This window comes from Cytobacillus massiliigabonensis, assembly GCF_900199725.1.
In the GTDB taxonomy this organism is placed as follows: Bacteria; Bacillota; Bacilli; order Bacillales; family Cytobacillaceae; genus Cytobacillus; species Cytobacillus massiliigabonensis.
The window spans coordinates 1,703,932-1,716,449 of the sequence record NZ_LT904904.1 but is presented as its reverse complement, the minus strand read 5'-3'; the positions used below and the strand labels follow the sequence as shown (position 1 = coordinate 1,716,449).

Annotated in this window: 18 protein-coding genes and 1 pseudogene; 5 read left to right on the top strand and 14 right to left on the bottom strand. The window is 39.9% G+C overall.

From position 1 onward, the window contains the following. Positions 1-31: 31 nt before the first annotated feature. The 5 genes from C1726_RS19545 to C1726_RS19525 form a co-directional block, all read right to left on the bottom strand. Complete coding sequence (locus tag C1726_RS19545; protein ID WP_102274678.1) at positions 32-277, bottom strand: YqkE family protein; 246 nt, start codon at positions 275-277, stop codon at positions 32-34. Positions 278-321: 44 nt separating this feature from the next. Further along, the gene (locus tag C1726_RS19540; RefSeq protein ID WP_102274677.1) at positions 322-693 is read right to left on the bottom strand and encodes a VOC family protein; all 372 of its coding nucleotides are present in this window, start codon (positions 691-693) and stop codon (positions 322-324) included. A 61-nt stretch (positions 694-754) separates the two neighbouring features. Beyond that, complete coding sequence (locus C1726_RS19535; RefSeq protein ID WP_102274676.1) at positions 755-1,423, bottom strand: CoA transferase subunit B; 669 nt, start codon at positions 1,421-1,423, stop codon at positions 755-757. 25 nt (positions 1,424-1,448) lie between these two features. Further along, on the bottom strand, positions 1,449-2,138 hold the full coding sequence (locus C1726_RS19530; protein WP_102274675.1) for a CoA transferase subunit A: 690 nt from the start codon (positions 2,136-2,138) through the stop codon (positions 1,449-1,451). Positions 2,139-2,203: 65 nt separating this feature from the next. After that, entirely contained in the window at positions 2,204-3,391 is a 1,188-nt protein-coding gene (locus C1726_RS19525) for an acetyl-CoA C-acetyltransferase (RefSeq protein ID WP_102274674.1), read from the bottom strand. A 209-nt stretch (positions 3,392-3,600) separates the two neighbouring features. Here C1726_RS19525 and C1726_RS19520 point away from each other — a divergent pair, with 209 nt between their 5' ends. The 3 genes from C1726_RS19520 (at position 3,601) to C1726_RS19510 (ending at position 6,163) form a co-directional block, all read left to right on the top strand. Further along, on the top strand, positions 3,601-4,506 hold the full coding sequence (locus C1726_RS19520) for a hydroxymethylglutaryl-CoA lyase (protein ID WP_102274673.1): 906 nt from the start codon (positions 3,601-3,603) through the stop codon (positions 4,504-4,506). A 69-nt stretch (positions 4,507-4,575) separates the two neighbouring features. After that, a complete protein-coding gene (locus tag C1726_RS26785) occupies positions 4,576-4,707 on the top strand; it encodes a hypothetical protein (RefSeq protein WP_268877030.1) in 132 nt (43 codons plus the stop codon). Between the two features lie 538 nt (positions 4,708-5,245). Beyond that, a complete protein-coding gene (locus tag C1726_RS19510; RefSeq protein WP_407642045.1) occupies positions 5,246-6,163 on the top strand; it encodes an alpha/beta hydrolase in 918 nt (305 codons plus the stop codon). Between the two features lie 28 nt (positions 6,164-6,191). Here C1726_RS19510 and C1726_RS19505 read toward each other — a convergent pair whose 3' ends face one another. From C1726_RS19505 to C1726_RS19490, 4 genes are all read right to left on the bottom strand, one after another. After that, complete coding sequence (locus C1726_RS19505; protein WP_235822805.1) at positions 6,192-6,725, bottom strand: hypothetical protein; 534 nt, start codon at positions 6,723-6,725, stop codon at positions 6,192-6,194. A gap of 95 nt (positions 6,726-6,820) precedes the next feature. Then, a complete protein-coding gene (locus C1726_RS19500) occupies positions 6,821-7,750 on the bottom strand; it encodes a hypothetical protein (protein WP_102274671.1) in 930 nt (309 codons plus the stop codon). Further along, positions 7,740-8,261, bottom strand: coding sequence for an RNA polymerase sigma factor (locus C1726_RS19495; protein WP_102274670.1), 522 nt, complete (start codon positions 8,259-8,261; stop codon positions 7,740-7,742). The genes C1726_RS19500 and C1726_RS19495 overlap by 11 nt, the downstream gene beginning before the upstream one ends. Before the next feature lie 131 nt (positions 8,262-8,392). Further along, a complete protein-coding gene (locus C1726_RS19490; RefSeq protein ID WP_102274669.1) occupies positions 8,393-8,728 on the bottom strand; it encodes an iron-sulfur cluster biosynthesis family protein in 336 nt (111 codons plus the stop codon). A 127-nt stretch (positions 8,729-8,855) separates the two neighbouring features. On the opposite strand from C1726_RS19490, the gene C1726_RS19485 reads away from it, so the two are divergent. Then, positions 8,856-9,068 carry a CDGSH iron-sulfur domain-containing protein gene (locus C1726_RS19485; RefSeq protein ID WP_102274668.1) on the top strand — a complete coding sequence of 71 codons (213 nt, stop codon included), beginning with the start codon at positions 8,856-8,858 and terminating at the stop codon, positions 9,066-9,068. 32 nt (positions 9,069-9,100) lie between these two features. Here the strand turns inward: C1726_RS19485 and C1726_RS26295 are convergent, their stop codons facing one another. From C1726_RS26295 to C1726_RS19475, 3 genes are read right to left on the bottom strand one after another with little or no spacing between them, the layout of a single operon-like run. Next, positions 9,101-9,262, bottom strand: coding sequence for a hypothetical protein (locus tag C1726_RS26295; RefSeq protein ID WP_180968248.1), 162 nt, complete (start codon positions 9,260-9,262; stop codon positions 9,101-9,103). Positions 9,263-9,321: 59 nt separating this feature from the next. Further along, positions 9,322-9,654: a YolD-like family protein gene (locus C1726_RS19480; protein WP_102274667.1), complete on the bottom strand. Its 333-nt coding sequence runs from the start codon at positions 9,652-9,654 to the stop codon at positions 9,322-9,324. A gap of 17 nt (positions 9,655-9,671) precedes the next feature. Further along, positions 9,672-10,931, bottom strand: a complete 1,260-nt coding sequence (locus C1726_RS19475; RefSeq protein WP_102274666.1) for a Y-family DNA polymerase — start codon at positions 10,929-10,931, stop codon at positions 9,672-9,674. A gap of 163 nt (positions 10,932-11,094) precedes the next feature. Between C1726_RS19475 and C1726_RS19470 the strand changes: the two genes are divergently transcribed. Then, a complete protein-coding gene (locus tag C1726_RS19470; protein WP_102274665.1) occupies positions 11,095-11,295 on the top strand; it encodes a YqzH family protein in 201 nt (66 codons plus the stop codon). A gap of 29 nt (positions 11,296-11,324) precedes the next feature. Here C1726_RS19470 and C1726_RS19465 read toward each other — a convergent pair whose 3' ends face one another. Beyond that, positions 11,325-12,119, bottom strand: a complete 795-nt coding sequence (locus C1726_RS19465; protein WP_102274664.1) for an SDR family NAD(P)-dependent oxidoreductase — start codon at positions 12,117-12,119, stop codon at positions 11,325-11,327. Positions 12,120-12,146: 27 nt separating this feature from the next. Then, a pseudogene (locus C1726_RS19460) lies at positions 12,147-12,518 on the bottom strand (MBL fold metallo-hydrolase); the annotation flags it as partial.

The window sequence follows — 12,518 nt, the reverse complement described above, 5'->3', positions numbered from 1 at the left end:
ACCGCTCCCAAGCGTCCTTTCATTTCCTTCATTATTTAAACTCTTTCCAGTTCAAACTGCTTTCACCAAGCAATTCTTCAAAGCTTTTATTTTTTTCACGCAATCTTCTTTCCTCTTTTTTGCGTTTCTCTTCTTCTTCTATTTTCTTATCCTCAGCCGCTTTTAATTGCTGCTTTGTATCTTTTAGTTTTGCCATTAAATCTTGGTTGAGCATATCACCAAGTGTTACGGGTCTATCCTCTTTTTTTGGCTGGGACTGCTGTTTCTTCTTTTTCATTGAAATCCCCTCATATGAATAATTTACAACTTATTATACCATTTTCATCGCAAAAACTCGAGAAACTCAATCCGATTTCCGAATGGATCATCAACGAAAAATCGATTTCTTCCTGCGATTGGCGGTTCCTCTTTTATGACAATTCCTTGCTTTTGTAAGCTTTCACGCAAGGCAGACAGATTCTCTACTACCAATCCCGGATGGGCCTTTTTAGCAGGAACGAAGTCTTTTTGGACACCAATATGTATTTCCTGATTCCCGCACTGAAACCAGCAGCCTCCCCGTTTTAACAGATTTTCCGGTTTCGGAATTTCTTCCAGTCCGAGAATGACTCCGAAAAATTCTCTAGCTTGCTCTTCACAGCCTTCCTGTGCTGCTAATTGAATATGATCAATTCCTTTAAAAGAAAAACTCATATGCCTCTCCTCCCAAAATAGAGAAAAGCACAGCATTTACAGCTGCACTTTTCTAAATCAATTAATATGCCTCTGTAAGAACGTTCTCATCTACCTGCAATTTGGCTTCTGTCGATTGAATAATATCATCGATTGTAAAGCCCTTTGCTACTTCTATAAGCTTTAAGCCGGACTCCGTTACATCAATGACAGCCCGTTCCGTAATGATACGATTAACGACACCTTTTCCTGTTAGCGGCAGCGTACATTCCTTTAAAATTTTGGACTCGCCCGTTTTGTTCGTATGGTCCATAATAACAATGATTTTCTTCGCACCATGGACAAGATCCATTGCGCCGCCCATGCCTTTAATCATTTTACCAGGGATCATCCAGTTTGCGAGATCCCCATTTTCGGAAACTTCCATTCCGCCAAGGATCGCAATATTTACGTGACCGCCGCGGATCATTGCAAAGGATTCCGCACTATCAAAATAAGCAGAGCCAGGAATTGCGGTCACCGTCTCTTTTCCCGCATTTATAAGATCGGGATCTACTTCTTCATTTGTAGGATATGGACCAATGCCAAGCAGACCATTCTCTGATTGCAGCACCACTTCTTTATTATCTGAAATATAATTAGCCACAAGTGTTGGCATGCCAATCCCAAGATTCACATAAAAGCCATTTTCAATTTCCTTTTCAGCACGTCTTGCAATTTTTTCCCGAACAGCAGCTTTATCATTAGTCATTGCAGCGTCTCCTTCCTCATCGTTTTTACTTTTGTACTGTCAGTCGTTCAATTCGTTTTTCCTGGTTTCCTTCGATTAAAGACTGCACATAAATGCTTGGTGTATGAATCCCATTCGGATCCAGCTCACCAATTTCATATAGCTTTTCTACTTCAGCAATGGTTACTTTCCCTGCCGCAGCAATCATCGGGTTAAAGTTCCTTGCTGTCTTATGATAGACGAGATTTCCCATTTTATCGCCCTTCCACGCTCTCACTAAACTGAAGTCCGCAATTAAGGATTCTTCCAGCAGGTATTCTTTCCCATTAAAAATCTTTGTCTCTTTCCCTTCTGCTACTGGTGTACCGACTCCAGCAGGTGTATAAAAAGCAGGAATTCCTGCTCCGCCCGCTCGGATTTTCTCGGCAAGTGTCCCTTGTGGGAGAAGCTCGACCTCAATCTCCCCGGAAAGCACCTGTCTTTCAAACTCTTTATTTTCCCCTACATAGGAACCTACCATTTTCTTAATCTGCTTATTTTTCAGAAGCAGCCCAAGGCCCCAGTCATCCACTCCACAGTTATTCGAAATAACTGTCAAATCCTTTACACCTTTTTCAACTAATGCAAGGATTAGGTTTTCCGGGATTCCACATAGGCCAAATCCGCCAACCATTAAAACAGCGCCATCATGAATATCCTTCACTGCTTCATTAAAGGAAGTACAAATTGTTTTCATGTCATTCTCCCCCTCTTTTTCGAGAACGTTTTATTTATATCAAAAATAACTTGTTTCCTATTTGATTAGGCAAGTTCCACAATGGTAGCTACGCCTTGACCGCCGCCAATGCATAGGGTTGCAAGGCCCTTTTTTGCCTGGCGCTTCTGCATTTCATGGATCAATGTGACAAGAATTCTTGCCCCACTCGCACCAATTGGATGACCTAATGCAATGGCTCCTCCATTGACGTTCAAAATATCCTTATTAAATTGAAGCTCACGATCGACTGCAAGTGACTGAGCAGCAAAAGCCTCATTTGCTTCAATCAGCTCCAGCTCTTCCATGGATACAGCTGCTTTTTCAAGCGCTTTTTTTACAGCTTGAACCGGACCAATGCCCATGATGCTTGGATCTACTCCAGCACTTGCATTTCCTTTAATCGTAACAAGCGGCTTGATTCCAAGCTCATCAGCCTTTTTCCTGCTCATTACAACAAGGATAGCTGCACCGTCATTAATACCTGAAGCATTACCTGCTGTGACACTGCCGTCTTTTTTAAACGCCGGTCTCAGCTTCGCCAGCTTTTCAGCTGTTGTCCCTTTTTTCGGATATTCATCTGTATCAAATATGAGTGGGTCACCTTTTCTTTGCGGGATTTCAACAGGAACAATCTCATCCCTAAATCTGCCTGCTTCGATCGCATTCACTGCCTTTTCTTGACTTGCAGCAGCAAATTCATCTTGCTCTTCTCTTGTTAACTCATATTTATCACAAAGGTTTTCCGCTGTTACACCCATATGATAATCATTGAATACACATGTTAAGCCATCTGAAGTCATCGTATCGATCAGCTTTTGATCACCCATTTTAAATCCATTGCGGGCATTTTTTAATATGTATGGTGCTTGGCTCATATTTTCTATTCCGCCAGCTACAACGATCTCAGCATCTCCTGCAATAATTGCCTGTGTCGCCAAATGAACTGCCTTTAATCCAGAACCGCATACTTTATTGATTGTCATCGCGGAAACGCTTACAGGAAGACCTGCTTTAAGTGCGGCTTGTCTTGCTGGGTTCTGGCCAAGCCCAGCCTGCAAAACATTTCCTAGAATTACTTCGTCTATTTGTTCAGGTTTTAAACCCGCTTTTTCCAGTGCGCCTTTAATTGCTGCTGCCCCTAGTTCAGGAGCGGAAATATCCTTCAAACTCCCATTAAAACTGCCAATCGCTGTTCTTACAGCACTTACGATCACTACTTCTGTTTGTGTCATACTTCTCATCCTTTCACAATCAGTTTCAATCATACTATTTCGAGAAAAAACGCAAAAACCCTTTTATTATGTCAAAATTTCTATTATTCTTGCTTTTTAAAAAACAAATTGAATAAAATAAGAGAATAGGAGAGCGCCCGCTCAGTTGAAAGAAAACGTTTACATCTTTTCATTCTGCCTTTATAAACTATGAGACTGGAGAGGAAAAAATGACGCTGCAATTGCCTGCTAAAGCAACAATTATTGAAGTCGGTCCGCGTGATGGGCTGCAAAACGAGAAAAACTTTGTGCCTACAGAGGTCAAAAAGGATTTTATCAGGGGATTGAAAAGTGCTGGCTTAACAGAAATGGAGCTTACTTCTTTCGTTTCGCCAAAATGGGTTCCACAAATGGGAGATGCAGCTGAAATTGTTGCTGACTGCCTTGATAATGAAACACGCAATATCGTTTTGGCTCCCAATAGAAAAGGAATGGAAAGGGTCTATATGACTGATTGCAAGGCAGTTGCTGTTTTCGTTGGAGTCAGTAATACTTTTAACCAAAAAAACATTAACAAATCTACACAGGAAAGCATGGCCGAGCTCATACCGATTATTGGTGAATTAAAGGAGAAAGGATATTTTGTCCGTGCTTGTATTTCCACTGCCTTTTACTGCCCATACGAAGGAAAAATCAAACTGGAAGATACTTTAAGTCTATGCCGCCAATTCGTTGACGCAGGTGTTGATGAGCTGAGTGTAGCTGATACCATTGGAATGGCTGCTCCACATGAATCCTATGCTTTGTTCAGCAGCTTAAAGAGGGAGTTTACTGATACCTTGCTGACTGCTCATTTCCATGATACGAGAAAACTTGCCCTTTCAAATATTCTTGCCGCTTTGCAAGCTGGAATTGACCGGTTTGATACTTCAGCCGGCGGTCTTGGCGGGTGTCCATTTGCTCCCGGAGCTGCAGGAAATGCTGCAACAGAGGATGTTGTCTACATGCTAGAGCGAATGGGCATTCAAACAAATGTTAATTTAGAAAAATTAGTTGAGGCGATTGCAATCGTCGGACCTTATTTGTCTCGATCGATTGAAAGTGCGTATTATCGCCTTTTGCAACAAAACGTTTAGAGAATGAATAATCTCTCCCTCGTTTATCCATCTTATTAGGTGAAACATATTTAAAGGGGGACAGTTCATATGAGCCGGAAAAGGGATAAGGGTTTCAGCCAAAAAGGAAAGCCAAATAGTGATACAGTAAGTCAAACAATCGCTGCTGAGGAATTAGAAAAAGCAATTCATCCGACGAAGCGTCAAAATTCAGAGCAGTAAGGTTTATCCCTGGGGGCGTCTTGTTACTGGTTTCGTACTTTTGGTGAGATTTTGGTCGTGAATAGGGGGAATGGAGGAAAATTTTGCCCCTTTTCCCCCATTTTTCGAGGGTGATTAAGGACAATTCCCCCGTTTTTTCTCTGCTTTTTGGACTCAATAAAGGTGATTGAGGACAATTTTGGTCTTTCTTCTCTGTTTTTTGTACCCAATGAGGGTGATTGAGGACAATATTGGTCTTTTTTCTCTGCTTTTTGTACCCAATGAAGGTGATTGAGGACAATTTTTGTCTTTCTTCTCTGTTTTTTGTACCCAATAAGGGTGATTGAGGACAATTCCCCCGGTTTTTTCTCTGCTTTTAGACTCAATAAAGGCGATTGAGGACAATTTCGACCATTCTCCCCCATTTTTGCACTCAATAAAGACGATTAAGGGCAACCTTATCCCTTTTTCTCAGATTCCTTTCCCATTTAAGTCGGGTTCATGTTTTAAATTTCAATAAAATGGTAAAATAAAGAAAAAGATTATCAGGAGGATGGACATGAAAAGACTGCTTCGTTTTACTCGCTACTTTATTTCTTTCCTTCTCTTTTTCACATCAATCGGTGTTTATTTTACGAATCGGCTTATGTATATGAAGAAGAAAGAAGATCAATTTATCTTGGATCGGGAACAAGGAGCAGGAAGGCTTGATTTAATGGAATATGAGGGGCTTCCGAAGAAAGAAGTTCTCATTCCTTCCCCTTTCGGCTACAATCTCAAGGCTGTCATTATTGCTCCACATGATAATAATCGCTTTATTATTATTTCTCATGGAGTAACTGAAAATAAAATGAACTCTATTAAATATATGAATCTTTTTTTGGAGCGCGGATTTAATGCAGTTATTTACGATCATCGCCGCCACGGAGAGTCCGGAGGAAAAACGACAAGCTTTGGCCACTATGAAAAATTCGACTTGAAGACCATTGTAGACTGGCTGAAGAAAGAACACGGACCGAATATTGAGATAGGAATCCACGGAGAATCAATGGGAGCGGCAACGATGCTGTTATATGCGGGTATGATTGAGGATGGGGCAGATTTTTATATTGCAGACTGTCCTTTTTCTGACTTTAAGGAACAGCTTGCATACCAAATTAAAAGAGAATTAAAGGTACCGCCAAAGCTTATCCTATCTGTTGGTGATTTATTTTTACGCATGCGGCAAAAGTATTCAATTAAAGATGTCTCCCCGATTTCAGTCATTGAGAATATTCAAAAACCTATTCTCTTCATTCATAGCCAGAAAGATGATTTTATTTTGCCAACGATGTCTAAAGCCTTATATGAATTAAAAAAGGGGCCAAAAAAACTCTATCTAGCTTCCAATGGAGTTCATGCACAGTCATTGAACGAGAATAAAGATGATTATGAAAAGGTAATTGATGAATTTTTAGCCGAATATGTGTTCACATAATAAAGAGACCTAGCTATAGGTCTCCACTTTATTTTAGCAGTTGAATCCCTTTTTCATTTCCTGTCAGTCCTCTGACGAATTCATAATCCCCCACTTTAAAAAAGTATCGTCCACTTTCATTTTTAATCACATATGCTCTTTCCATTCCTACATTTCCGGCCATTTCCACTATGTTAATTTTGCTATCTTCTATTTTTCCATAGATAACAGGAATTCTAGTTTCCAGGTCACCATTGCCATTATAATCATAGAAAACATCCTTAAAGACATTCACCTGTTCATCTTTATGATAATCCCAATGATTGTGCCCCGCATTTTCCCATCCGTCCTGATCATTTCCCTTTAAATAGGCTACTGTAACAGCATCAAATTCCTCTCTCTTTTCATTTTTCTGTCTTGTTACATATAACAGAATAACGCCATCCTTCACTTTTTCTGTATGTATAACTTCCTTTACATTAAATGGGATGTCCTTTTCAATTACTTGATTCATCGGCACTGCCCTGCAGGCTGTTAGCAATAGCATCACTGTTAGCCATACGACAATCCATTTCTGTTTCACACTATTCCCTCCACTTTAGCAACATCTTTATCATTAAATGTTGGTGAAGGAGGGAACATGCCTGTTTTTTTGTAAATTTTGGATAAAGAACAAAATTAATTTAAAATTGTCTTGGCAATCGCGATTAACGCTTCTTTTTCTTCATCTTTGTTAAAGGCATTTTCTCGCCATGAAGTGGAAATAGTGATTAAAAATTTCTTAGAACCATCTTCTTTGATAAAATATATCTTATGATCGCCGTATAAAAAGTCTGTTCCAGCTTCTGTTAGTTGAGTGTAGCCTGCCAGGTTTCCTGTCGTAAGCATAGCTCCTTTTGCTGGGCTGATCATCATTTGAATATTTCGCCCTTCTTCTAAATTCATAACCTTACTCTCATAATGAAGGATTATACTTGAAATATCCGTTGTTAAAATTCCATCCTTAATGATATATTCTAAATTTTTCTCTTTTGCTTCTTTATACATTTCTTCAGACAAATTTACGTCACTCTTCGGAATATCATAATACATGGTTCCTGTCTTTAGTACTAAATCACTTAGTATTTCATTCTTTAAATAGAGAAATTCTCTAATATCAGTTGGTATTTGCTCGACATTTTCAATTTCCTCTCCATTTAATAACATCGTTAATGCGTACTCACCTATTTCTTCATAAGCTTCCTTTACAAAAAAATATTTAAATTGTCCTTTGGGGATATCTTTCTGAATTTCTTCCATCACATCTTTGTATTTCTTATAAGTTTCATTATACGTACGATTTGGCTCCGCTTCCTCCTCCGTCATTGTTCTTACCTCAAACACTTGATTCCCTTCAGAGTCAAAAAACTTCCAGCCTGTGTAGTTAACTGCCGCTGCGATTGATACAGAAAGACAAACCGTAAGAACGATTGTAATAAATGAGGCACGCAGAAATATCGGTGTCTTTTTGCGTGTTATCGCCTGGGTGGCCACATCTTCTATTTCTGGGATGACCTGACTCTTTAATCGCTTCTCAAATTCTTCATACGATTGAATTTTATCCTTCATCATGGATCCTCCTTTCGATTATTTTTTGTATTTTCAGTTTTACTCGTTCAAAGCGTTTTCTTGCCGTCGCAGCGTTAATTCCTAGGATCATGGCTATCTCCGAAAAATCTCTATCCTCATTAATTCTAAGTATAATAAGGGCTCGTTCCTTTGGCTTTAATTTTGACAGTATGTAATTGAGCTCAAAATCATTATGTAGTTCATCTACACTTTTCTTTTCTTTCCCGGTAAAAGGGATACATTCAATTAAGGTCTTCCTTCTGATTTTATTCAAACAGTGATTGTAAGCAATTTTATAAAGCCAAGCACGATGATTATCAATGTCCATGACTTTTCTGCTTTGATAGGCTTTAAAAAATACTTCCTGTACCGCATCCTCTGCATCATGAGGATTTCTTAAGATGTTATAGCAATAACGATAAATTGGCTGTTGATGCTGCTTCAATAACCCTTCGATGCCTGTTTCATCGTTTAACTCTTCCAGCCGATATTCCGATCTATTTGCATACATAGCCCTTCACCTCCCTTTCCTTTTGTTCTATCTATTAAGACACATTCCCGCCTGCTTATGTGACATTTTTCTGAAAATAAAAAGTGAAACATCTAGAGAGATCCCTGCTAGAAGTTTCACTTTCTACAATTCTATTTAACTGTTGTCTTATCATACAAGCTCATTCTCGGATTCAAGTATTGATTTGGGCTTTTTAATTGAAAGCAGTTCGCCTTTTCTGAGAAATCGATTGTCATTGTTTCCTCGAAAAAGACTTCTTTTGATTTTTCAATATAGATGCTGCCTATATTCGTATGGATCTCATTGTCATCATCTTCCAGCTCATTTACGAGCCAAAGAGCTGCTACGCCGCTGACTACACATCCGCAGCCTTCTGTATCATATTTAAGCTTTAAATAGCTGCTATTTCTGCCGGACTTTTTTGCTCTAATTTTATTTGCTGCTTCTTCGGTTACGATAATTTCCAATTATATAACCCCCTCTACCGCTTCATTTTATCATAATTTGCTGTGAAACCTCCTTCTATTGCATTTTTTCCTCTTTCCCTATAACATGAGAAGAAAATGTGTCAATTTTGTGAAGGGGAGGATGTTTATGTCAAAGGTTATAATTAAAGTGAATGATAATGGGTCTTATCGTATTACTGGCGATGTTGAGCTCGTGGACGCGGAAGGAAATCCATTTGTTACGAAGCCAACGTTTTCGCTTTGCCGTTGTGGAAGATCTGCCAATGCTCCATTTTGTGATGGAAGCCATAAAGGGGTATTTGAATCTGTTGTTCGTGCCCCAAAGCCTTCTGAAGATTAAAAAAGATGATAATAAGAGAAAAGCGGGGAATTTCACCCTCGCTTTTTCTTTTCATTTCCAGCCTTTGCTGGAGTCACTTGTTCCCCGTCCATCATCCCTTGAAGATTTTCCCGATCCATCCTCGTGCTGTCCTCACCTGCACCTGGAGCAATCGTCGACATAGGAAGCTGTTCAAGCTCTTTTCCTCTTGGCAAAGTAAATCACCCCTTACTGTTAAGGTGCTTCAATCCATAGAAAACTAGCCGCTCTATTTTTAATCTGTAAACCGCACATCTGCTATCTCAGAAATTTGAATTTGGTGTACCTCCCCAAAGCGATCGACAATATGCACTTTATGATTGATTTCATCCCAATAATGAATGCTCCCAATGAGGAGATGGTAATTTTTATGCTGATAGTAGGTAAGTGTCACTGCCTTACCATACTCCATCGCCTCGGAAATACAATTGTTCATGCTTTCTAGTGCTTGCTCATCCATTTCCCGTCTATGTTCGTACCTATCTTCCTCAGCCCATTCTCTCAGCAGCTTTACATGTTCAGGAAGCATCATTGCTGTCCATTTTATTCTGCCGCGATCCCGAATCATATGATTTCCTCCTTTATCTACATTTTATGACCGCCAACAAGTGTTGCCCGGTGTTTAGCGGTTCCGGCGCTTGTATAAGAAACGGCCCTTAGAAGAGCCCCAGCTCCAAATTTAGAGCGGATATGGTCAACTGTGTAACCCAGCTCCCGCTTCTTCCAGCCATTCGCATCAAAAAGATTTAGCTGCATCTCCGTATCATCAACAAGCTTGCTAAGCGAAATGGAAATTTGCCGAACGGTTTTTCCTTCATAATGCTTGTGAAAAAGCTTTAAACACACACCATAAATTTCCATTGTAATATTTGTCGGCTCATCAATTGTTTGGGAACGATAAAAACCGCCGCCAAATTCATCCTGGCTATAGCTGACGCCAAAACTAACAGTGCGTGCAGCTTTTCGATGATCTCGCGCCCTTCTTGCTACCTCCTCACACATTTCTAAAATAACAGCCTTAATTTCATGCTCCTCTTTATAATCCCTCAGCAGAATTTGACTTTTTCCGAAGCTAATTTGCCCTTCCATGATCGGTGCGCCTAAATCAGAAAGATCAACACCCCATGCATGGTGGTACAATTGATTGCCCATAACCCCAAACTTTTTTTCGAGTTTTTCCAAATCATACTTAGCTAACTGACCAACTGTAAAAATTCCCATCCCATTCAGTGTTTTTTCCACACGGCGACCGATTCCCCACATTTCCCTTAAAGGCGAAACCTTCCATAGCTTTGCCTGAACATCCTCATATGTCCATTCAGCAATTTCTTTCTTTTTTGCCTCTAAATCAAGCACAAGCTTTGCCATCAGCATGTTGGGACCAATTCCAATTGCACACGGCAATTGAAACTCCCGCTCAATATCATCTTTAATTTTCCTTGCAATCGTAAAAGCATCCCCCCAAAGATGAAGGACACTATCGACTTTAATAAAACTCTCATCTACACTGTACACATGAATGTCCTCCTTCGGGACATAGCGATTAAAAACACGTGTAATTTCAGCAGCTACTCTTAAATAGGTTGCCATTTTCGGTTCATCAACGATGATGCGCGGATCGTCTGGCACTTCGAAAAGGCGCGCACCAGTTTTTATTCCAAATACCTTTTTCATCTGGGGGGATGCTGCCAAGACAATACTCCCCTTTCGCTCCTGATTGCCAGCAACAACAAGATAGCACTCAAGCGGATCAAGTCCTCTTATAACAGCGGAGCAGCTTGCATAAAAACTTTTCATATCGATACACAGAATTTTGTTCTTTGGCATCATGCTGTAATCAATCATATTCGTCATCTCCTAAAACCAAAGGGAACGTTTGTTCTGATTATACCCATTATATTAATCGAATATACGTTCGTTTACAACAGGAATTTATCGACTAATTTCTTAATCTCGGGGAGCGATTCCTCTCTTTAGCATGTATAATCTTGTTGAAGGGGGCAAAAAAATGGATCGAAAATTCATTTTAAAAATGGTGCAAAACTGCCTGAAACAATACAATGAGGATGGCGATTCGATTACCCTAAACAGCAGAATCTTTAAGGAGATTTATAATAAAATTGTTGCGGCAAAAAAAGAGGATGATGATTTGTATGATATTGTTAATGATGTTGTTTACGGTTACATAACAGATTCTCCTTATTTTTAGACAAAGGAAAAACCGCCATGAACTGGCGGCTATTTTTTTTCGAATGCCTTACGGCCAAGCCGTTCGAACAAACGGGGAAAGAGTGCGTAAACAATGCTTCCCGCATTCATCCAACGCGGCAAATTGATTTCTCTTGTAGGAGTAAGCATGGCATCAACAACTTTTCTTGCCACGTACGCTGGTTTAAGCATGTATTTCTGCACATTCTTCACATACGTCCCTTTTTCATCAGCAATAATAAAAAAATCCGTTTCTATCGGTCCGGGATTCACAGCTGTTACATAGACATTTGTGCGGGCAAGCTCCATCCGAAGACTGTTGGTGTACCCGAGAACAGCATGCTTCGTTGCTGAATATACACTCGATTTTGGCGTCGCGATTTTTCCAGCCTGGGAAGCAATATTAATAATATGACCGCTTTTCTGCTGTCTCATTTTAGGCAGCACCATGCTTGTACAAGCCATCAATCCGATAACATTTACATCAAACATGCCTTTTATTTCATCCATTTTTGCCTCATGGACCTCACGAAAAATTCCGAAGCCAGCATTATTCACAAGGACATCGACATGATCAAGCTTAGCAAGTATATTTGAAAAAACAGCCTGCACTTCATCCGTATTGGAAACATCCAGTTTATGTACATCAACTTGAACATGAAATTGATTTTCTAATTTGTTTTTCAAGGCATGGAGCTTTTCAAAATTTCGGGCAAGCAGCACAAGATTTGCTCCGCTCTTGGCACAAAGTGCAGCCATTTCTGCCCCAATTCCCCCTGACGCTCCTGTAATAATAATATTTTTATTTTTTAAACGACCAGACATACAGTACCCTCACTTTTAACTTTAGGACTAAACATAGTATAAAAATGCTTTTCCTTCCTTCTTTACATTAATTTCCCCGATTGCAAGCAAATAGTCAAGCTGGGCAATTGTTTCAGAAATCGTTAGAGAAAGCTCCTTTTCATAAACCATCGGAAACAGCCTGCGGCAAATATCAAATACAGTAAGTGCTTCTGCTTCAAGCCATTCTCTTACATTCATCGCTCTGTCATGCTGGCGGGCGAGCCTTTTTTCAATCAGGGCATTCACCTGATAAATATCATTGCCATGTCCCGAATAAACGAGCTGAATCGGAAGCTTCGAAAGCTTTCTTAATGATTCATTGTATTGCAGCTGGGGCTTCGGACGCACCGTTTCACCTGGAAGAGGCGGTTCTAATAA